Annotated in this window: 17 protein-coding genes and 1 pseudogene; 7 read left to right on the top strand and 11 right to left on the bottom strand. The window is 48.4% G+C overall.

The annotated features are described in order from the left end of the window. Positions 1–13 precede the first annotated feature (13 nt). The 8 genes from LG211_RS07200 to LG211_RS07165 all read right to left on the bottom strand — a co-directional run bounded on the left by LG211_RS07200 (position 14) and on the right by LG211_RS07165 (position 11165). Positions 14–2638: a cation-translocating P-type ATPase gene (locus tag LG211_RS07200; protein ID WP_269477243.1), complete on the bottom strand. Its 2625-nt coding sequence runs from the start codon at positions 2636–2638 to the stop codon at positions 14–16. A 232-nt stretch (positions 2639–2870) separates the two neighbouring features. Continuing rightward, positions 2871–3491 (bottom strand): LysE/ArgO family amino acid transporter, encoded by a 621-nt coding sequence (locus LG211_RS07195; RefSeq protein ID WP_269477242.1) that lies wholly within the window; start codon positions 3489–3491, stop codon positions 2871–2873. A gap of 365 nt (positions 3492–3856) precedes the next feature. Beyond that, entirely contained in the window at positions 3857–4285 is a 429-nt protein-coding gene (locus tag LG211_RS07190) for a DUF4430 domain-containing protein (protein WP_148398766.1), read from the bottom strand. A 17-nt stretch (positions 4286–4302) separates the two neighbouring features. Further along, on the bottom strand, positions 4303–4929 hold the full coding sequence (locus LG211_RS07185) for a TetR/AcrR family transcriptional regulator (RefSeq protein ID WP_253020597.1): 627 nt from the start codon (positions 4927–4929) through the stop codon (positions 4303–4305). A 52-nt stretch (positions 4930–4981) separates the two neighbouring features. Continuing rightward, complete coding sequence (alr, locus tag LG211_RS07180) at positions 4982–6118, bottom strand: alanine racemase (RefSeq protein ID WP_148398762.1); 1137 nt, start codon at positions 6116–6118, stop codon at positions 4982–4984. A gap of 49 nt (positions 6119–6167) precedes the next feature. Then, a complete protein-coding gene (locus LG211_RS07175; protein WP_269477241.1) occupies positions 6168–7463 on the bottom strand; it encodes an adenylosuccinate synthase in 1296 nt (431 codons plus the stop codon). Between the two features lie 76 nt (positions 7464–7539). Then, on the bottom strand, positions 7540–8967 hold the full coding sequence (purB, locus tag LG211_RS07170) for an adenylosuccinate lyase (RefSeq protein WP_269477240.1): 1428 nt from the start codon (positions 8965–8967) through the stop codon (positions 7540–7542). Between the two features lie 152 nt (positions 8968–9119). Next, on the bottom strand, positions 9120–11165 hold the full coding sequence (locus tag LG211_RS07165; protein ID WP_269477239.1) for an oxidoreductase: 2046 nt from the start codon (positions 11163–11165) through the stop codon (positions 9120–9122). A 140-nt stretch (positions 11166–11305) separates the two neighbouring features. On the opposite strand from LG211_RS07165, the gene LG211_RS07160 reads away from it, so the two are divergent. Beyond that, positions 11306–11671 (top strand): winged helix-turn-helix transcriptional regulator, encoded by a 366-nt coding sequence (locus tag LG211_RS07160; RefSeq protein WP_253020594.1) that lies wholly within the window; start codon positions 11306–11308, stop codon positions 11669–11671. Positions 11672–11762: 91 nt separating this feature from the next. Here the strand turns inward: LG211_RS07160 and nrdD are convergent. Both nrdD and LG211_RS07150 read right to left on the bottom strand, forming a co-directional pair. Then, positions 11763–11909 (bottom strand): annotated as a pseudogene (gene nrdD, locus LG211_RS20210) (anaerobic ribonucleoside-triphosphate reductase); the annotation flags it as partial. A 290-nt stretch (positions 11910–12199) separates the two neighbouring features. Next, a complete protein-coding gene (locus tag LG211_RS07150; RefSeq protein WP_148398752.1) occupies positions 12200–12952 on the bottom strand; it encodes a LuxR C-terminal-related transcriptional regulator in 753 nt (250 codons plus the stop codon). Positions 12953–13169: 217 nt separating this feature from the next. On the opposite strand from LG211_RS07150, the gene LG211_RS07145 reads away from it, so the two are divergent. After that, complete coding sequence (locus LG211_RS07145; RefSeq protein WP_253020592.1) at positions 13170–13703, top strand: helix-turn-helix domain-containing protein; 534 nt, start codon at positions 13170–13172, stop codon at positions 13701–13703. Positions 13704–13755: 52 nt separating this feature from the next. Here the strand turns inward: LG211_RS07145 and LG211_RS07140 are convergent, their stop codons facing one another. Next, the gene (locus LG211_RS07140; protein ID WP_269477297.1) at positions 13756–14568 is read right to left on the bottom strand and encodes an MATE family efflux transporter; all 813 of its coding nucleotides are present in this window, start codon (positions 14566–14568) and stop codon (positions 13756–13758) included. A gap of 66 nt (positions 14569–14634) precedes the next feature. Here LG211_RS07140 and LG211_RS07135 point away from each other — a divergent pair, with 66 nt between their 5' ends. From LG211_RS07135 to LG211_RS07115, 5 genes are all read left to right on the top strand, one after another. After that, positions 14635–15192, top strand: a complete 558-nt coding sequence (locus LG211_RS07135; RefSeq protein ID WP_269477238.1) for a helix-turn-helix transcriptional regulator — start codon at positions 14635–14637, stop codon at positions 15190–15192. A gap of 192 nt (positions 15193–15384) precedes the next feature. After that, positions 15385–16749, top strand: coding sequence for a Na+/H+ antiporter NhaC family protein (locus LG211_RS07130; RefSeq protein ID WP_148398746.1), 1365 nt, complete (start codon positions 15385–15387; stop codon positions 16747–16749). A 10-nt stretch (positions 16750–16759) separates the two neighbouring features. Beyond that, complete coding sequence (locus tag LG211_RS07125; protein ID WP_269477237.1) at positions 16760–18376, top strand: amidohydrolase; 1617 nt, start codon at positions 16760–16762, stop codon at positions 18374–18376. A gap of 31 nt (positions 18377–18407) precedes the next feature. After that, on the top strand, positions 18408–19583 hold the full coding sequence (locus tag LG211_RS07120) for a benzoate/H(+) symporter BenE family transporter (protein ID WP_269477236.1): 1176 nt from the start codon (positions 18408–18410) through the stop codon (positions 19581–19583). A 483-nt stretch (positions 19584–20066) separates the two neighbouring features. Then, positions 20067–20996: an AEC family transporter gene (locus LG211_RS07115; RefSeq protein WP_269477235.1), complete on the top strand. Its 930-nt coding sequence runs from the start codon at positions 20067–20069 to the stop codon at positions 20994–20996. The last annotated feature ends 54 nt before the right edge of the window (positions 20997–21050 follow it).

The raw sequence follows: 21050 nt of genomic DNA, 5'->3' as shown, positions 1-21050 counted from the left end.
TATATAAAACCCCTTAGTTTTTTATCTTTATCAGCTTGAACAGCTGGATGACCGGAATATTGATAAAGGCCAGCCCGTATACGGTGAACAGCTGAGGCAGGACCAGTGTCTGAACCTTAAAGATTTCATGCAGCCCTGGAATGGTCAATACTGCGGTGATGAGTATGAGACCGATGAAAAAGGCGGCGATGAGATAAACGTTATTGAATACCTTGGAGGTAAAGACCACCGGTTTGTTGGATTTGCAGTTAAACCCATGAAATAATCTGGCTGTGCATAAAGTACCGAAGGCCATGGTGCTGCCCAGCAGAGCGCTGCCCTGACCGGCAGCAGTAAATACACCGTGGAAGCCGATCAGAAAGGCGATCATTGTGGTAATGCCAATGGACAGTCCGCCGGCGCCGATTCTAGTCAGGAAGGATTTGGTCAGAATCGATTCGTTGGAAGGCCGCGGCTTTTCCTTCATCAAATCCTTGGTATGAGGTTCCAGCCCCAGAGCGATCGCCGGAAGGCTATCGGTCAGCAGATTGATGAACAGCAGATGGACCGGTGCAAAGGGTACCGGCAGAGCTGCGATGGAAGCATACAAAACTGCCAAAATCGCCCCAAAATTGCCGGACAACAGGAACTGGATCGAATGTTTGATATTCTGATAAATGTTCCGGCCGTTTTCCACTGCTTTCACAATGGTGGCAAAATTATCATCGGTCAGGACCATGGAAGCCGCATCCTTGGAAACTTCGCTGCCCGTAATGCCCATGGCAACGCCGATATCGGCCTGCTTGAGCGCCGGAGCGTCGTTGACACCGTCTCCGGTCATGGCTACAATGTTGCCCTTCTCCTGCCAGGCACGGACTATGCGGATTTTGTGCTCCGGCGAAACCCGTGCATAAACAGAAATTTTCTCGACATAGCTCTTCAGCTCTTCGTCGGACATATGGTCGATGGCAGCCCCCTCGCAAGCTTCGGAATCATCTTTCAAAATGCCGATCCGCTTTGCAATGGCAGCAGCCGTTATCTTGTGGTCCCCTGTAATCATCACTGGTTTGATACCGGCGTCAATACATTCTGCTACGGCAGCCATGGATTCTTCCCGCGGCGGATCCATCATCGCAATCAAGCCTAGGAAGGTAAGGTCTGTTTCATCCTCAGTCCCCGGCTCAAAGTTTTCCGCCACTTCTTTATATGCGAAGGCCAGCACCCGCAGGCCGTTTCGTGAAAATTCCATATTCTGTTCTTCGATCGCACTGCGGTCCTGGTCAGTAACACTCCGGCTCTTGCCATGCTCTTGAATATGGGAAATCCGTTTGAGCAGAACGTCTACGGCTCCCTTGGTAACCATGAGTGATTTACCTTCTAATTGATGGCATGTGGACATCAGCTTGCGGTCGCTGTCAAAGGGAATTTCGCTGAAGCGGGGGGAATCCGACCGTATGGCCGCATAATCTTTTCCCACCTTGGAAGCAATATGAATGAGCGCGGTCTCCGTCGGATCGCCGATTTCTTTCTCTTCATCTATCGTGGAGTCATTGCAGAGCACGCTGTGAACAAGAAGCTGCATCTGCGCCGGATCGTCGGTATCGATTTCCGCTGCCGGAATCCGCCGGCCTTCCACGTAATAATCTTCCACAGTCATTTTATTCTGGGTCAAAGTTCCTGTTTTATCCGAACAGATGACCGAAACGCTGCCCAGCCCTTCCACGGCTTGCAGCTTTCGTATTATGGCATGTTCTTTGGCCATCTTTTGCGTGCCAAAGGATAAGACGATGGTAACGATGGAGCTGAGGGCTTCCGGTATGGCGGCTACAGCCAGAGCAACCGCAAAGAGAAAAGCGTTGCCCGCCGATTCTCCCCGATAAACGCTGAGGCCGAACAGGATTGCGCAAAAGATCAGAATTAAAATCGAAAGCTTTTTCCCGAAATTATCCAGATTGATTTGAAGCGGGGTCTTTTTCTCTGATGTGGTCTTGAGCAGAGTGGCAATCTTGCCCACCTCGGTCTCCATACCAATTGAAGTGACAAGGAAGGAGCCTCGGCCGTAAGTGACAAAGCTGCCAGAATAAACCATGTTGATCCGGTCTCCCAATGCCGCTTCTTTCTCGATTGGCGCGAGATCTTTTTCCACGCCCAGGCTCTCCCCTGTCAGGGCACTTTCATCTATTTTCAGGCCTGCGTTTTCCAGCAATCTTCCATCAGCTGGTACGAAATCACCGGCTTCCAGAAAAATCTGATCGCCTACCGTGACTTCACGGGAGGGAATTTGGACCACGCGTCCGCCCCGGAGAACCTTGGCTTCCGGCGCGGACATGGCCTTTAACGCAGTGAGCGATTGCTCAGCCTTTACGGTCTGAACGGTTCCCAAAATTGCGTTTATGGTAATTACGACCAGAATAACCAGCGCACTTTCCAGATCGTTGAGGGCTCCGGAAATAATGGCCGCCGCAATCAGGATGATGACCAGAAAATCTTTAAATTGCTCCAGAAAAATACGAAGAATTGATTTTTTCTTTTCTTCCGCCAGTTCGTTGGGTCCGAATTTTTCAACATTGGCCTGAACCTGGCTGTCGCTCAGCGGCTCTGCCGTTCCGTTGACAGCCTCCCGGACCTGCTGGCCTGTCATTTTATAATAGTCTTGCATATAAATTCCTTTCTCCACCTTATTTTGCAGATCTTGCAGGGAATATATACAATCAAAAAAGACTTTTACTGCATATAAACCATGCAATAAAAGTCTTGCTGTTTCATTACGAACCGGATAAGGCGATGGCCTCATCGGGATTGACGATGTCGTAAACGCCTGTCGGCGCCGGCTACTCCCTTTTATTTCTATATTCATCTTATCGGTTCGGGCTGTTTTTGTCAACCAATAATTAAAAAAATTGCCAAAAAAGCTGTACAAAAGAGATGCCCAGCTTGACCCCATAAAAGATAATGACTGCTCCGCAGATCAAATTGATCACTCTCAGGACTTTGGGCGTAATCTTGGCGCTGAAACAGGTGATGACAGTGGATAAACCTAAGAACCAGCAGCATGAAGCACAGGCCACACCAATTATAAACGCAGCTGATTGGTCAGAGGGGAGGGTAGCTTTGAAGGCTCCAAGCATCATACTTCCATCAATCAGGGCTTGTGGATTGAACCAGGTAACGACGCAGGCCGCTGTAATGACTTTTGGTATGGGGATATCCACATCCCGTCCTTTTTCCATAGAATCTTTACTTCTGAGCAGACTGATTCCAAAGTAAATAACGATGATGCTGCCGATCAGAAGGACGATCAGGGACAGCAGGCGGGAATGCTGCATGATAGCGCCTACTCCAAAAAAACAGGCTAGGGCTAATGTAATATCGAAGAAAATGATGATGAAAGCCGTTATGTATGTACGGCTTCTTGTTTGCGTCAAGGCCGTATTGATGACGAAAAGATTTTGCAGGCCAATGGGGGCTACATAGGCCAGTCCCATTGTCAGGCCCTGTAAAAAATAAATCATATGAAGTCTCCTGTGTTGTTTTTGCTGCGGGGCGGTTGCGGTTTGAGGATAGGGTGTGGGGGTTCGGGAAAAAAGCGAAAAGAGATTTCACTTTTTTTAAAAAATTTACCCAAAACTTAATTCCGGCAAGTTATGGGTTGACCAAATAATTCCTTTTTCCAAAAAAGTAAAACACCCTGGGGGGACCAAGGTGTTTTACAAGTGTGTATTGTGTGTATTCAATAAAAGAAGGAAAGTTCGCATAGAAACAATGTTTCTATGTCCCTATCTACATTTTCAATTATAGCCATGTTTTGTGATGGGATTATGAAGAAATTCAAAAAATATTAATTTTATTTAAGAATTTGTTACTTTTTGTCGATTTTTTATGGTGCTTCGTATTTCCACACGATTTTATCGCCGTCTTTCACTTCGTATTCTGAGATTTCCTTGGTTATTTTTTTCTTTCCGTTCATTTCACAAACCCACTGGCTTGTGCCGTCTGCATTCACATCATTGATGGAAGTCACATAAGGGGCATCTGCATCGGAGGTGTTAACCTCGATATTGACACCCTCCTGGTTGGAATAGGACTCTAGAATCTGCATTACGGTAGCATCCTCCTGAATCTGCATACTATAGTCTATCAAGTTCTCCTTTTGTTGGCTTTCCGGATAAAGAATACTCATGGTCACGTTGATCGTATTGACATCACTTCCGTCATCGGAAGGATCGCCGCCGCATGAGGATAAGGACAGGATCAAAAGAAAAGCAAGCGCCAGCGCTGTCATTTTTTTTGTATTAACATGTTTCATAGGTTGCTCCTTTATCTTTACTGTGCATATTTATGAAAGTCCAGATTGTTCTCAGCAAAGAGCTGCTGCAATTTAGCATGGCTTTTATCTGAGAAATAAGGCCTTATTAAAGCGTATAGATGCTGAATGATGTTATCACAGGCTTCCTGTGCCGATGCGCTGTAAGCAAGAATTGTAACATAAGTAATGCTGGTCTGAGACAAAGTCCAACAATTTTGTATCAGCATTTTTTTTGCAACAGGTTCGATCGGATCCATGATTCCGTTTTCTGTCCAGGCCTGCATAATCTTGTCGATTCGCTGCATCAGCTTGTCCGCTTGTTCCCTGTATAGTCGGCGCAGCTCCGGATCATTAACCAGCATGGCGGAAAGTTCCAGATAAAAGAATCGATAATCATATGTGATCCGTGAAAGCTGCAGAAAAAAATCCATCAAGCCTTCCTCACTGGTCTCAAGGTCAGCTTGGTTAAAAAGCTCTTCAATTTTTGGCGTCAGCATTTCCAGCCAAATGGTGCGGATCAGATGCTCTTTATTATCAAAATAATAGTAAAGGTTGCCCGGACTGATGTTCATTTCATGAGAAAGCTGAACGGTGCTCACATTCGTGGCGCCTTTTTCATTAAACATATCGATTGCTAGTTCCATTATTTTTTCTCTAGTTCCCCTACCCATTTTTATCTTACCTCCGTTTATGTTTTTATTCAATATAGACTTTCGGCAGGCGCTGTCCAAAGGCACAGACAATCTCATAATTGATCGTCCCAGTAGCATCGCCGATATCATCTGCTAGAATCGTATTCTGCCCGTCAGAACCCATGATGATCACTTCATCCCCCAACTTTACATCCGGTACATCCGTCACATCGACCATGCACTGATCCATACAGATATTTCCGGCAATTGGGGCCAACATTCCATTGACAATGACCTTTCCTACCTGCGAATAAGGACGGGGAAGTCCATCGGCATAACCCAAGGCCAATGTGGCGATCAGGCTTTCCCGGGCAGCGGTAAAGGCTCTGCCGTAGCTTATGGTGGTACCTTCAGGCACCTTCTTCAAATGAATAATATTTGCCTTTACCGACATGGCCGGCTTAATGGAAAGCTGGCTTTTATCCACCTCTGCGCTGGGATAGCAGCCGTAAAGGATAATCCCAGGGCGTACCGCGTCATAGTATACAGAAGGCAATTCCATCACAGACGCACTGTTAGCAAAAGTACGCATAGGAACCTTCACTCCGGCGGCGGTCAGTTTGGCACAAAAATCATTATATCGCCGCTCCTGCTCTTTTGCATAGGTTTTATCCGAAGCATCAGCAGTGGCGAAGTGAGAAAAAATCCCCTTGATCTTAAAATGTTCCAGCGAATCGATCCTTTTAATATCCCCAATGGTGTCAGGATCTTGAGGAAGATAGCCAATTCTCCCCATACCGGTATCGATGGCCACCAGGCCTTCGACCGTTTTTCCTGCGTTTTTCGCAGCCTGTGATATAGCCTGTGCATTGGACGCACTGCACACAACCGGTGTGAGGTCATAAGTGATGAGGGTATCCGCGTACAAGTCGGGAGTCAGGCCCAGGATAATGATTTCCTCACCAGCCCCGCTTTCTCGAAGTTTGATCGCCTCCGAAAGGGCGGCCACAGCAAAGGTCTTAACCCCGTTTCTGCGAAGCACCTCTGCCGTCTGCACACTGCCGTGACCGTAGCCGTCCGCTTTGATCACACCGATAATATCCGCATGATTCCCCACTTTGGCTTTGATATTCTTAATATTGTAGTCCAGATTGGACAAATTAATCTCAACCCAGGCGGATCGGATCGCGTCTTTATACATCGTTCAGTCTCCTAAAAATTTGTAATAGGGCGGTCGCCAACCTTTGCTGTTAAAGCTGTATGAGCGGTTTACGTTTGATGATGTCGTCCCTGCCAGGCCCATTGGAAACATAAGTAATCGGAAAACCGATTTCCTTTTCGATTTCGTTGACATAATTCTGGCATGCCTGAGGCAGCTGGTCGAATTCCCGTATCCCGCGAATGTCGCTCTTCCAGCCGGGCAGCTTTTTTAAAATCGGTTTTGCACGGTACAGATCAGTGGTGTGGGGAAACTCTTTTGTCACGTTTCCATCCACTTCATATCCGACGCAGATCGGAACTTCGTCCAAATATCCCAGCGGATCCAGTACAGTGAGGGCAACCTCTGTGGCGCCCTGCATTCTGCATCCGTAGCGGGTGGCTACTGCGTCAAACCAGCCCACTCTGCGGGGCCGGCCGGTGGTAGCGCCGTATTCGCCGCCGTCTCCGCCGCGCTTTCTCAGTTCATCAGCTTCTTCTCCAAAGAGTTCGCTGACAAAAGCGCCCGCGCCTACTGCACTGGAATAAGCTTTGACGACCGTCATTACTTCCTTGATTTCGTAAGGCGGGATTCCGGCGCCGATGGAGCCGTATCCTGCCAGGGTGGAAGATGAGGTAACCATAGGATAGATGCCGTGATCCGTATCCTTGAGGGCGCCCAGCTGGCCTTCCAGCAAGATCTTTTTTCCTTCCTTAATTGCACCGTATAAATAGGAGGAAACATTGCATACATAGGGGCGAACCATTTCCCGATATTCCAAAAGGGTGTTAAAGAGCTCATCCACATCCAGCGCCGGTTTATGATATAAATGCTCCAGAATAATATTTTTCTGCTGGCAGATCCCGTCCAGCTTTTCCCGCAGATCTGCTTCATTCATAAACAGCTCATTGACCTGAAAGCCGATCTTTGCATATTTGTCAGAATAGCAGGGTGCGATTCCCGACTTGGTGGAACCGAAGGATTTGCCGCCCAGCCGCTCTTCTTCGTACTGATCGAAGAGAATATGATAAGGCATCAAAATCTGTGCGCGATCGGAAACCAGCACTTTCGGCGCCGGAACGCCCCGATCTACGATTTCTTTGATTTCATTAAAAAGGTAAGGTATGTTCAGCGCCACGCCATTACCGAGAACACAGGTGGTATGGTCATAAAAGACGCCTGATGGAAGCATGTGGAGCGCAAATTTGCCGTAATCGTTGACGATTGTGTGGCCTGCGTTGCTTCCGCCCTGAAAACGGACAATAATATCCGATTCCTTTGCCAGCATATCCGTGATTTTCCCTTTTCCTTCATCGCCCCAATTGGCGCCAACTATTGCTTTTACCATTTAAAACTATCTCCTTTATCTGTTCTGAGGGCCGGGTCTGCGATTGATGCGGCCCGAGCTTTATTGAACGTTTGCGTTATACGTTGATTTCGGCAGAAATGCCGAGCAAATGCTTATTTTTTTCAAGTACCGGGTTGACCATCTGTTCCAGAAATTCGGAAGTCTGGGCAGGTGCGCAGCCTACAAAATTTTCCGGCTTCATAAGGCTCTGCAGCTGGTCTTTTGTCATGTTGAAGGCGGGGTCAGCAGCGATTCGATCCAGCAGATCGTTTTCTTTGCCTTCCTCCTTAACCACTTTGCCCGCGGCCATGGAATGGGTGCGGATTCGTTCGTGGAGCTCCTGGCGGTCGCCGCCGGCTTTGACAGCGTCCATGAGGATGTTTTCCGTAGCCATGAAAGGAAGCTCGCTCATCAGACGGGCTTCGATGACTTTTGGATAAACGACCAGTCCCGATGCCACATTGATGTACAGCTCCAGGATTCCGTCAACGGCCAGAAAGCCTTCCGACATGCTGAGCCGCTTGTTGGCCGAATCATCCAGTGTTCGTTCGAACCACTGGGTTGCAGCCGTCAGCGCCGGGTTCATAGCGTCGGACATAACGTAATTGGCCAGGGCCGCGATCCGTTCACTGCGCATAGGATTGCGCTTATAGGCCATGGCGGAAGAACCGATCTGATTCTTTTCAAAGGGTTCTTCGACTTCTTTCAAGTGCTGCAGGAGGCGGATATCATTGGAAAATTTATGGGCGCTCTGGGCGATTCCGCTGAGTACATTGAGAACGCGGCTGTCTACTTTTCTGGAATAGGTCTGCCCGGAAACCGGGTAGCAGCCTTCATAACCCATTTTTTCCGCGATCAGCTGATCCAGCTGCTTTACCTTTTCCCTGCTGCCGTCAAACAGCTCCAGGAAGCTGGCCTGGGTGCCGGTGGTTCCTTTGGAGCCCAAGAGGCGCAGCGTGCTTAGCAGGTATTCCACATCGGATAAATCCATAAGAAGGTCTTGAATCCATAGGGTTGCCCGTTTTCCTACCGTCGTTGGCTGAGCTGGCTGAAAATGGGTGAAACCCAGAGTTGGCAGCGATTTATAGTTATCTGCAAACTGTGAGAGCTTTGCGATGACATTGATCAGCTTTGTGCGGATCAGCTTGAGGCCTTCGGCCATGATGATCAGATCCGTATTGTCGCCCACATAGCAAGATGTTGCTCCCAGATGAATGATCCCCTTTGCCTTGGGACATTGAACACCGTAAGCATACACATGGGACATGACGTCGTGACGCACGATGGCTTCCCGCTGCCTGGCCTCATCGTAGTTGATATCATCGGCGTGGGCCTTAAGCTCATTTATTTGTTCCTGGGTGATATCGAGCCCCAGCTCTTTTTCAGCTTCGGCGAGGGCGATCCACAATTTTCTCCAGGTTCTGAATTTCATTTCCGGAGAGAAAAGATACTTCATTTCCTTGCTGGGATACCGTTCGGATAAAGGGCTGTTATAGTTTTTCATATATTAAAATCTCCTCCCTATTTTATTCGCTAAAACACCGAGTACAGTATAGCATTTTTAGCGTGTAAACACAAGAAAAACGGTACTTGACATAGAAAGGCCCGCTTTCTCTTTGCTGAAAAAGCGGGTCATTTGCTTTGCAAAAGACTTTCTTAAACTTTCAATGCCAGATCGCAGGCCGATTGTACGGCGCTGAGTACGGTGCCGATTTGCTGGCAGTCGCCCAGGGAGCGGATATCCTTCGTTGGAAAGGCTTGCTGCAGTTGTTGAAACACTTGAGTGCAGGGGTCGGAACCAATGGCAGAGACGATGGTATCAAACTCCAGGTCTGCGAGGTAAGTCTCAGTTTGGTCCAGCCTGCGGTCCCGAACGGTATATTCCAGGCGGAGCCGGTTATCTCTGATGGATAGAATCTTTGCCTCCGTATAGCTGCGGACGCCCAGACGTTTGAGATCCGCCAGCACCGGCCAGCCTGTCCCCGGCGCATAGCCGCCGCCGATCCGGGGGAGCGCCTCAATAATAGCGATATCCCGCCTAGTGGAGTTTGCCATCGAAGCGATTTTTTCCGGAGATTCCACTTTTTGAGCACTGTAGTAATAGAATTGGTCGGGGGAAATAGAACCTTCACGGGCCAGAAACTGTGCCGTTTCACAGCCCACTGAGCCGCCGCCGACGATGAGGACCCGCCGCCCTGCCATACGGCGGCCCAGCAGGATGTCCTGGGCAGAAACAAGGGCTTGCGGATCCAGGCCTTCTAAGTTCAGCGCCTTGGGGTGGCTGCCGCAGGCAACAATAATAGAATCTGCGTTCGTGGAAGAAATTGCTTCCTTTTCAACCGATTGTCCCAGCAGCACTTCGACGCCGGCCTGCTTGAGAGCAGCGGCATAGTAGGCGGGCAGGAAGCTGAATTCGTGTTTCCCGGGAGGAGCAGCCGCTGCTGTCAGCTGGCCGCCCAGGGAATCCGTCTTTTCCCAAAGCGCCACCTGATGTCCCAGCTGAGCGGCAGCGATGGCAAAGGTACATCCGGCCGGACCGCCGCCAATGACCAAGAGCTTTTTTTTGACAGACCTCCGGCTGGCTGTGAACGCCGATTCCCGCCCGGCGGTTCCGTTTACCAGACATTGGACCGGCTTGTTCTGAAAGATGTTGGCCAGACAGCCTTGATTACAGCCTACGCACCGGCGAATCAAAGATTCTTCGCCTGCTTTTGCTTTGGATGCCCACCGGGGGTCGGCCACAAGCGCCCGGCACAGCCCTACCATGTCGCAGGATTCCAGGGCGATTAGCTTTTCAGCAATGGCCGGGTCATTGATGCGGTTGGCTGCGATGACCGGGATGGATACGGCGTCTTTTATTGCCTGGGAAAGATAAGCAAAACTACCTCTGGGGACATCGCCGGTGATCTGAGGAACTTTGGACTCATGCCAGCCGGCTGTTACGTGGATGGCGTCGATGCCTGCGTGTTCGGCCAGTTTGGCAAATCGCACCGCATCTTCAAGATTATTTCCGCCGGGAACCAGATCGTTTGCTGCCAGACGCAAGGTGAGGGGATAGTCCGGCCCCAATGCTTTTCTGAGCGCCGCGATCACTTCCAGCGGAAAGCGGCAGCGATTTTCAAAACTGCCTCCGTATTGGTCATTGCGCTGATTGGTAAGGGGGGACAGGAACTGGCAGAGAAGATAGCCGGCGGAGCAGAGAATTTCCACCAGATCAAATCCCGCCTCCCGCGCTCTCAGAGCTGCGGCAGCCCATTTTTCGATGAGCTGCTCCATATCCTGCAGGGTCATCTCCCGGGGAATTTCCCTGGTAAACCCGGACCGAACAGCAGAAGGCGCCATGGGATATGCTCCGTTGAGACAGTTCTCTTTTTTTGTATATGCCCCCGCATGGAATAGCTGAACGCCTACTTTCGCTCCCCGCTGGTGGCACCCGTCTGTGAATTCCCGGTATCCCGGGATGAATGAGTCATCTGACAGGCTCATCATACCGTAGACACAGCCGCTGTCGTCAAAGCGGCAGCCGCCAGTCATGATCAGACCTATTTCATTTTCAGCCCGCTTCCAGTAATAGGATTTAAAGCGATCGGTAACATAGCCTTCATAGGTGGTGTAGATCATATGGGAAGGGGACTGGACGATGCGATTTTTCAGTGTCAGGGAATTTATGGTTATGGGTGAAAATAATTTTTCGTATTTCATATTCTTCTCCTTTATTTCTTTACGGCAGCCGGCATTGTTTATATAATAAAAGATAGATGAAAAAAAGGCTGTGCGCAAGTACGCACTTTTTTGTTCCTGCCTGCAACGAGCAGACATTGAAAAGAAAGGAGCAGGATGCAATGAAAAACGATCCTATGAGCAGACATTGTCCCATTGTGTACGCGATGGACCGGATCGGAGGCAAGTGGAAAATGCCTTTAATCTGGCTGATCCATCAGTATCCGGGAGTGCGTTACGGTCAGATACGCAAGGCCTACGCAGGGATTACCAATACGGTGCTGACCCGCGCCCTGCAGGAGCTGGAGCAGGATGGACTGATCCGGCGGGTGGATTTTGAGGAAGTGCCGCCTCGGGTGGAATACCATTTGACCGGTAAAGGGAAGGCCGCCGTGCCGGCTGTCCTGGCAATTACTGATTGGGGACGGGAGCAGATGGAAGCAGATGGAAAGCGGCCTCTGCTGGCAGTGATTGAAGAAGAAAAATAAAAGGAACTGTCCGGCGCATTTGCATTATGCCGGCAGTTCCTTTTTATGATGATGAATAAAGCTTGAAGCAAAATTGCTGTTTTTAGGAATCTTAAAACTGTTCCATGGCGGCTTTCGGGTTGGTATCTCCCAGAGAATGCTTTACCCGGTCTTTTTCCTCGGCCGTCTTGGCGTCATTCCAATGATCCATGGTTCCCACAAGATAACCGGTAATGCGCCGAATCCGTTCAAATGGTACGTGGGAAAACTTATAGTTTAAATCCGCATATTCGCCGTCAACCTGAATATCCAGGCTCTCTAATTTTCTCCCATACTTTTCCTCTAAATAATTCACATAAGCTTGTGCTTCTTTTGGATCAGCATTTCCTGTAACTGCTACGTTCACGTAAGCCCACCTCCTGAAATTGATAATTTATATATGCCCGCAATTGGGGTGATGAAACAACAAATCGAATTTATTATACACCCAAACACTACATTTTGTATAGAGGTTTCTCAAAAAAGTGCATATGTGGTGGATTAGAGAAATTACTTGAACAGTCGGAACAGCTCCAGCGTGCTGCTGATCTTGAGCTTTTTGTAAATGTTGACCAAATGCTTTTTTAAGGTATTGGGGCTGATGCATAGCTGGTCGGCGATGGCTTCCCGCTGAAAACCTTCCAGCAGCATAGAGGTAACTTCAGCTTCCCGCCGGGTAAGATGATACGTATCGATCAGTTTTTTGTTTCCTAGAAAATGTTTGCGCTGCACTGGCGCGGAAGCAGAGATGGAACGGAACAAAAGACAGTTGAGATGATCTCCCAAAAGCCCGAAGAGAAACAGATCTTTATCGGAAAAGTCTCCGTGTTTCCGATGGCGGAAAAGATTAATCACACCTAAAAAAGTCCCCTCGTGAATGATGGTAAGGAGCATGGAATAATGCAGCCCGGTAGGGGAAAAGAGCGCCCTGTAATAAGGGGTGGCCACCCGGATCTTGTCCTGGAGCAGATCGGTTTCCCGATAGGCTTTGCCGGAAGGGGCGGCAAAGGTCCACCTGGTATAGTCCAGCTCCTGATACTCTTCCAGATAAAGCTGGAGATCCTGATCGCTCACGTTGATTGCCACAGGGTCGGTCAGCTCATACGGCGTTTCTGATGAGGCCAGAAAAAAAGTCCCTGCGTCATAAGGAATCAGGAACTGAAGGGCTTCCAGAACAGAAAACCGCATCTCATCGAAATCGTCGATATTGTAGATTTTATGAATGATGGAATCAAACAGCATGATATCGTTTTTTTCTAACATAGCTCAGGCTCCCCGGATTGTGTAATAGTAGTGTTTGTAGGTATACCCTAGTCTGTACTTTTTCTGTTTATTGCTACTTCTTTCCTCAATATTTTAACCCGTTTTGAGTTATATGTAAATATAACAAACGCATATTTCGTTAATACCTTTATATTTTCTTTTCTTTCTATACTTTATTAAAGTAGCATCTGGATAAATGAACGGTGAGGAAAAACTTATGCAAAGAAACCAATTTCAAAAAAATTTAAGGAAGGCTCGTCAAGCTGCAGGCTTGTCCGGTACGAAAATGGCCCAGCTTTTAAATATTCCGGCTACAACCTACAGGGGCTACGAAAATTCCGGACGGCAGCCGGATTTTGAAACACTGCTTAAAATCTCCGATATTCTGGGAGTGCCGGCCGATACACTCATTCGGGATTCGTCACAAGGAAAGTCGAAGAATATCAGAAAAACCTTCTCGGCAAAGCTAAAATCAGCCAGAGAGAAAAAAGGCATTACCCAGCAGGCTCTGGCGGAACAGATTGGAATCAGCGCCAGTACTGTGGGGAAGTGGGAGACAGGCATCATTGAGCCGGATCTGACCGACTTGTTTTTTCTCAGCCACGCTTTAGATGTGAGCGTCGATACTCTTTTAGGCATTGATCGCAAAAGTGCCGATTCCATTCTGGATATCGTTCATATGCTCGATCGTCTGGATGAGCATCAGCTGCAGACCTTCCGTGATTTTCTGGAAACGTTGGTTCAGAAATGAGGATAGGGGATTTTGAGAAAAGAAAGCTCAGAACGGATAAATGGGTTATGCTTCATAATGTTACCTCCCTTGTGAGATTTTTTACAATGTTGGCAATGGAGCTGGCGGCAACGGCATCGCTTCCCAAGTGTCCCATGATGACAGAATACATGGTAAATCCCATGCCCCATACCAGATAATCGCCAAGCATGGGCAGGCTGTATCTCCAATAATCCCCTGACAAAATTCGATCGCCAGTAAAGCAGAACTTTCCATGAAGGCGTACATGGTTTTTCCGTAAAGACTCCCCATGGACCCAGGCCAGTTCGATCAATTTTGAAATAGAGGTGGCAAGGGCTGCACCGGAAATTCCCATTTTAGGAGAAAAGAAGATGCCATAGATCAGCGCTGCGTTCAAAAAAATATTGATTACCACAGCAGTAGAGCCAATGATCATGCTTTTCACGGCGTGCCCGGTATTCTTTAAAATGCAGAGATAGATTTGCGAGATGCCGGTAAACAGGTAAGATGCGGCCGCAATGCGAAGATAAAGAATGCCTCCAGCAATAAGCCGGGGTTCTGCCGTAAAAATCCGCATCAGCAATTGGGGAACAAAAAGTGAGGCCAAAAAGAAAACGGCGGAGATTAAAAACGACACTTTCGTAACATAGGCAAAGATTTTTTCAATCGAAAGCGTATCACCCTTCCCATAATACTGTGCCGCTAGAATACTTGTTCCCATGGTCAGGCCGCCCATAAAGAGATTAAAAACAAAGGTGATCTGCGTGGCCAGCGATACAGCCGAAAGTGACTCCTGGCTGACAAAACCAAGCATGAGCGCATCGGATGCGTTTACTGCTGCAAGCATAAACTGTTGAAAGGCGATGGGTAAAACCAGCGCAAACAGCTTACGGTAAAAACCGGAATTCTTTCCGGCCCTGATTTGTAACCAATGCTATCCGCAAATTCCAGACTTTTTCATTTTCTTCTGGATCCTTCCACCGATCAGTTTTCGGACGAGTACATTCATTTTAAAATAGAAGACGATTGCAACATCCGGGTATTGCTTGAAATGATGGTCATTGAATATGCAAACAAGCAAGAGGACACACAAGCCGTTTTGAAACCCCTGGTGCTGTCTTTTTTAATGCAGATTGCCCGGCAATATTCGGCGGCAAGCAATGAATTCCTTCCTGACCGGCTTTCCGATAAAATTATTCATTACATGAGCCAGCATTTTGATACGGTTACGCTTAAAGACATCGCTAACCGATTTTCTTATCACCCCAACTATATTTCCACCCTGCTGCATCGTGAGACCGGAAAATCCTTTTCCGAAATTCTGTTAGAGCAGCGGATGGAGCGGGCGGTCATTCTTTTAAGAGGGACCAATCTACCGATTGAAGAAATCTCACGGCTGCTGGGTTATAGCAACAGCAGCAACTTTTATAAAACCTTTAAAGCATATTACAATCAGTCTCCACGCGATTATGTGACGTCTGGAATGTAATAACTGCTCCGCCCATACTCCTAAATAATTAAAAACCTACTCCTTACGGACTTTTTTCCGTCCAAAAGGGCAAAAAAATGGTCAAAAGTAATAATTTTTAAATATTCTGACTTTTGATACTATTTATTTGCAGCGTCGCGGCTATGCATAACAGTTTTAGCTTTATACGAACGAACGGAGGAGGTGGAACCTATGGAGTATGGGATAATTTCCTGTATACCAATCCTTGTACTAATTGTTGGCGCACTAATCACGAAAAAAATGCCGGAGATGATTATCTTGTCATCCCTGGTGGGGGCAATATTGGTCTATAAACAAAACTTTTTCCCCAATTATCTGCAAATGATCTACTCGGCTATTTCCAATGAATCCTACCAATTCCTGCTGATGATTCTTCTGGGCTTCGGAGGAATGATCAGGCTCTTTGAGAAATCAGGAGCACTTCAGGGGTTTTCCAATATTATAGGCAAGTTCGCCAATACGCGGAAAAAATCCATGTTATTGACCTGGCTCATGGGCATCATCATGTTTGTGGATGATTACCTCAATGTTCTGGCCGTGTCTTTTGCTATGAAAGAAACGACCGACAGAAACCGGATTCCAAGAGAACATCTGGCTTACGGAGTAAACTCGATGGGCGCCTGCGTCTGCGTCTTGATTCCGTTTACCAGCTGGGCGGCGTTTGCTGTAGGCTGTATGGCAGACCAGGGCCTGGGCTTTGGCGACTATCTGCGGGCGATTCCCTTTATGTTTTTCCCATTGGTTGCTGTCGTGGTCTGCCTGCTGGTGGGACTGGGGATCATTCCCAAGGTTGGCCGGCTGAAAAAGGCTTATCAGCGGGTCGATGAGGGCGGTCCGCTCCTGGTGGAAGAAAAAGTGGGTGCTTCCATCGTCAATGTGGGTGATGGAGATAATACGGATGTAAAACCATCCTCCCCGCTGAACTTTTTTATTCCCATTATTGCCTTGATCGCAGGTATGTTTCTCTGTAATAATGATGTAGTAAGCGGAATTCTCATAGCGCTGGCGGTACAGCTGGTCCTGTATCTTGTACAGAAGATCATGACGCTGACAGAGTTTATGGATAATCTTTTCGCAGGTATCTCTTCAATGGCTCCGCTGGCAGTCGTCATTTGTTTCGCATATGTATTGAATATTGCCAACACGGAGATGGGGTTTGCCGAATACCTGATCGGCGGAATGCAGCGGATGATTCCGGAGAGCATGTATGCTCTGGTGCCGGCCTTTGTATTTATCATCGTTGGTCTGGTCGCCTTTGCAGCAGCCAGCTTCTGGGTGCTGATTCTGCTCACCATTCCCATTTTCGTTCCGCTCAGCACGACCATGGGGATCGACCCGGCGCTGGTCGTTGCGGCGATCATGTCCGGCGTGGCCTTTGGCAGCAAATTCTGTTTCTATTCCGATGCGGTATTTATGACATCAGCAGGGACGGGGATTTCCAACATGACCCAGATTAAGGTCGTGGCGCCGTATGTTTTGGGGTCAGCGGTTTTGGCAGTGATTTTCTTTGCTGCTGCGGGACTTATTATGACTTAGGAGGTTTGATATGAAAGCAGATTTAGTATTAAAGAGCAAGGCTATTTTTAATGGCCGTGATAAAAAGGTCTTTTCAGGAGCGGTGGCTATCCGGGGAAATCAAATTCTCTGCGCGGGGGAAGCGGCTGAGGAGCTGATCGGCGCGGATACGCGGGTTATTGACTGCGGTGACAAACTGGTCATGCCGGCGTTCGTCGATGCCCATACCCATTATTTTTCCGGGGCAATCTCGTCCAGCGACCATATGTGTACGGAAATCAGTCAGTCTCAGTCCGAGGAGGAATGCGCGGAGATGATACGCCAGTATGCTCTGGCGCATCCTGATGAAAAAAGAATTCGGGGAATGGGATGGTTCCCTGCCAATTGGCAGGATGCACCTCTGCCGACAAAGGCTTCTCTGGATGCGGCAGTTCCGGATCGGCCGGTGTATTTGCTGGCGGCAGACGCCCATACCTGCTGGCTCAATTCAAAGGCTCTTGCGGAAGCGGGCATCACGCCTGATATGAAGCCCAAAAGCGGTTCGGTGGGCGTGGATGAAGAGGGACGGATGACTGGCCTCCTCTTCGAGCCGGAGGCGTACAAGCCGGCTATGGATAAGATCATGGACATAGAACCGGAAATAATGAAAGAGATCAATCGGGATTTCATCGCCGGTCTCAACGCCTGCGGCATCACGTCTGCCAGCGAGATGATGGGAGATGACTATGATGCAGCTACTTACAAAAAATACGATTCCATCATGCGGCTGGAGGAAGATGATGAACTTACGCTGAGGCTCCATATATTCGGACGTATGGACGGGTATACGGATTTTACTAAGGCTTTGGACATGCAGAAAAGGTACGCGTCAGAAAAACTGCGGTTTTCCGGAGTCAAGGGTTTTATCGATGGGGTGACCTCCACTTTTACCGGATTGCTGCTGGAACCTTATGCGGACAAGCCGGAAACCTGCGGGATCGGTGTGCCCCTGGCTTCCTGGGAGGATAACAAGCGTTATGTGACGGCGGCCAACAGCTATGGCCTTCCGGTAAGACTGCACTGCATCGCCGACGGTTCGGTGCGCATGGCGCTGGATTTATTCCAGGCTTCCATAGAGAAGAACGGCAGACATGGACTGCGCAATACGGTAGAGCATATTGAGACCATCCATCCCGATGATATTCCTAGGTTCGCACAGCTGGATGTGATTCCATCCATGCAGCCTTATCACCTCACCTTGGATTTCAATGAAAAGATCCGCCGGGTGGGCGAAGAGCGGTGCCGTTGGGAATGGCCCCATAAGACGATTCTCAACCATGGCGGGCAGCTGGCCTTCGGCACCGATTATCCGGTGGTGGAATATAATCCATTCCCCAATATCTATTCCGCTGTTACCAGATGTGATGATGATGGCAATCCGACAGGGGTAAATCCTCAAGAGTGCATAGGGCTGGACGATACATTGATTGCCTATACCAGCGGCGCAGCCAGAGCATACAGTAGAGATGATATCGGAGTGCTGGAAGAAGGAAAGCTGGCGGACGTTATTGTGGTGGATCGCAATCTCTTTGCAATTGATCCTATGGAAATAAAGGATGCGGCAGTGGAAATGACCATCATGGACGGCAAAATTGTTTTTGAAAGATGATTCTGAGGCCGGGAGGAAAGGAGGCGTATCTTTGAAGAAAAGTCGGATGACTTCTGAGAGCATCAGTACGGTTTTGACGGCGCTGATCTTTGTGATCGCAGGGGCTGTTCCCATCTTTACGGCCATGGGAGTTTCTGCGGGTTTGACGGCTGTAGAAATTACTTCTCTTCTCATGTGCGGAATGTTTGCCGGCGGAATTATGAGTGTGTATCTTTCCCGACGCTTTAAAATGCCTGTTTACGCGGTTCCGTCCATTACAGCGGTAGCTGTGGCGGGGCCGCTGCTCCAGGAGTTTTCTCTGGGGGAGATGGTGTTCGGCTATTTGGCTGCGGGCGCTGCCTTGTTTCTGATGGGCCGCCTGAAACTGATCGGAAAGATCATCCAGTATGTGCCCATTCCCATTGTTTTGGCCATGGTTGCAGGGGTATATATGAACTATGGGTTGAATTTGATAAACGGTGTGGGGGAACTGCCGCTGGCCGGTGGGTGTATTGTGGCAGCCTATTTCCTGATCAATCTGGTTTCTTCCAAGGTGCCGCCCCAAGCTGCAGCGCTGGTTATGGCCATTGCAGCTGCCTGCCTTATGAAAGGCGGCGGGGCCGGATCGCTGGAGCTGGGGTGGAGCCTGCCTGTTGGGATTGTTCCAGTTGTAAACCTCAACGTCCTTGTTTATGTCAGCCTGCCTTTGGTGATCATGGCGGTATCGGATCTGTTTAAGGGGTACGGTGTGCTGAAGGCTAACGGGTATGATCTGCCGTTGGACGAAGTCGTCGCTTTTTGCGGGATTGGTTCCATGATCGTTTCTTTTGGTTTGAGTCATACCATTTCTTTGGCCGGGCCTACCATAGCCATTTTGGCGGGTGAAAACGCGGGGAAAAAAGAGCATCGATATTTCGGATCGATGGTGCTCTGCGGGATAACCGCAGCAGTGGCGCTGTTGGCAAGCCTTGTCACCGGTCTGGTATCGCTGCTGCCTGCTGCGATCATCGATATTATCTGCGGTCTGGCGATGATCGGGCTTTTGACCAGTTCGCTGACTGCGGCTTTCGGTGAAAAACGGTTTGTGCTGGGGGCTTTGACCGCTTTTGTGGTCGGGCTGTCCCATCTTACGATCCTGGGGATCGGTGCGCCGGTGTGGGCTATTGTTTTTGGTATTTCAGTATCTTTTCTGACAGAAAGGAAGGATTTTCAGTTGGTGCGTGAGTAAGCGCGTTTTGGGTGCCGGGCTTTTCAAGGGGCGTTGAAAGCCTGGCGCTTTTGTGTTTTTGAGGGGATAGCAGTCAGGGTGAAGAAAGGGGGCGGGGGAGCTGCACTGTACTATGGCAGAATGCTCATCTTGGGTAAAAACAAAAAATATTTTCTAAAATTTTCTCTTTTTTCAACGGTTGCGGCCTCTCCAGTTCGGCTTGAAGCTGAAAATTCTGCTTTTTGCCGGGACCAGGCCCTGCAACGCAGCATTTTTGCGTAAAAACCATCAATTTTTATTAAAAATTACCGGGCTATAGATGGAGCGGGTGCAAGGCCGGGCCGCGCTGATTTTCTCCTCAGCCAAAAAAAATAATTGAAAAAACTTTGGAATCCAGTTATTATATAAAAAAGAAATCATTGCCGAAGTGCTATAAATTTTCTTGTTTTTGAGTTATAAACAAGAGCATTTATAGCACTTTTTTCTAATAGAGGGAGGTGTAAGATGCTTATTGGAGAGATTTTAAGTTCACTGATCATGATCTTTATACTGATCCTGCCGGGAATTTTTTTTCGTAAGAAAGAGCTGATCAGCGATCATCAAAGCGAAGCGGTATCGGCCATCGTGGTAAACCTGACCTGGCCGTGCATGGTTATCAACGCTATGCAGATGGAGTTTAGTTTTCAAATTTTGAAAGACAGCGGCTATATGATGGCTGTGGCGCTGATTGTGTTTACCATATTGATCGCTGTAAGTTTTCCGCTGGCAAGATTGCTGCGTATGTCCAAAACAAAGCAGTATATGGCGGTGTTTATGCTGATTTTCGGGAATACAGGCTTTCTTGGAATCCCGGTTATCAAAGCGTTATATGGCACGGAAGCTGTATTTTTTGCTGCAATTCTGGAAATGATCAATGATGTGCTGATGTTTACCATTGGAATTGTGCTGATTCAGTTATCGGCGGGGGCTGATCTGAAGATTCGGGCCAAACAATTCCTGAATCCGGGGTTGATTGGAGTCATGATCGGCTTGGCGCTGTTCCTGCTCAACTGCCGTCTGCCCGAGCTTTTGGGCGGTTCCATTGAGATGATCGGAGCGGCGACGACACCTCTTACGATGTTTGCTATCGGCTATCAGCTGGGAGCCTTAAAAATTAAGGAAATTGTAGGAGATTGGCAGGTCTATGTAATCTCTTTTGTCAAACTGCTGATCGTTCCGGTAGTCACGCTTGTGATTGTAAAGCTTTGGGCCGGGGAATTCACTCTGTTGGAAAAGGTTTTGATTATCAGTTTTGCAATGCCGGTGGCTTCGGCATCGACGATTTTCAGCCAGCAATACAAAGGCGAGGTGGCGTTCGCCACTAAGACGGTGCTGCTGTCAACGGTCCTTTCGATCATAACGATTCCGATCTTTGCGATTATCATCGAATTGTAAAGTGAGGAGGCCTGCAATTCATGGCTGAAAAATGTTGAAATCCTCATGGGATAT

Origin of the sequence: Hominibacterium faecale (assembly GCF_020734085.1) — a bacterium.
Classification (GTDB): Bacteria; Bacillota; Clostridia; order Peptostreptococcales; family Anaerovoracaceae; genus Hominibacterium; species Hominibacterium faecale.
Note: the sequence above shows the minus strand (reverse complement) of the source record. Positions and strands in the feature narration are given on the sequence as shown.

Coding starts and splice junctions, on each gene's coding strand:
- LG211_RS07195 (WP_269477242.1), bottom strand. CDS start 3,491: ATGATTTATTTTTTACAGGGCCTGACAATGGGACTGGCCTATGTAGCC.
- purB (WP_269477240.1), bottom strand. CDS start 8,967: ATGAAAAACTATAACAGCCCTTTATCCGAACGGTATCCCAGCAAGGAA.
- LG211_RS07135 (WP_269477238.1), top strand. CDS start 14,635: ATGCTATCCGCAAATTCCAGACTTTTTCATTTTCTTCTGGATCCTTCC.
- LG211_RS07175 (WP_269477241.1), bottom strand. CDS start 7,463: ATGGTAAAAGCAATAGTTGGCGCCAATTGGGGCGATGAAGGAAAAGGG.
- LG211_RS07125 (WP_269477237.1), top strand. CDS start 16,760: ATGAAAGCAGATTTAGTATTAAAGAGCAAGGCTATTTTTAATGGCCGT.
- LG211_RS07145 (WP_253020592.1), top strand. CDS start 13,170: ATGCAAAGAAACCAATTTCAAAAAAATTTAAGGAAGGCTCGTCAAGCT.
- LG211_RS07150 (WP_148398752.1), bottom strand. CDS start 12,952: ATGTTAGAAAAAAACGATATCATGCTGTTTGATTCCATCATTCATAAA.
- LG211_RS07185 (WP_253020597.1), bottom strand. CDS start 4,929: ATGGAACTAGCAATCGATATGTTTAATGAAAAAGGCGCCACGAATGTG.
- LG211_RS07165 (WP_269477239.1), bottom strand. CDS start 11,165: ATGAAATACGAAAAATTATTTTCACCCATAACCATAAATTCCCTGACA.
- alr (WP_148398762.1), bottom strand. CDS start 6,118: ATGTATAAAGACGCGATCCGATCCGCCTGGGTTGAGATTAATTTGTCC.
- LG211_RS07200 (WP_269477243.1), bottom strand. CDS start 2,638: ATGCAAGACTATTATAAAATGACAGGCCAGCAGGTCCGGGAGGCTGTC.
- LG211_RS07115 (WP_269477235.1), top strand. CDS start 20,067: ATGCTTATTGGAGAGATTTTAAGTTCACTGATCATGATCTTTATACTG.
- LG211_RS07160 (WP_253020594.1), top strand. CDS start 11,306: ATGAAAAACGATCCTATGAGCAGACATTGTCCCATTGTGTACGCGATG.
- LG211_RS07130 (WP_148398746.1), top strand. CDS start 15,385: ATGGAGTATGGGATAATTTCCTGTATACCAATCCTTGTACTAATTGTT.
- LG211_RS07190 (WP_148398766.1), bottom strand. CDS start 4,285: ATGAAACATGTTAATACAAAAAAAATGACAGCGCTGGCGCTTGCTTTT.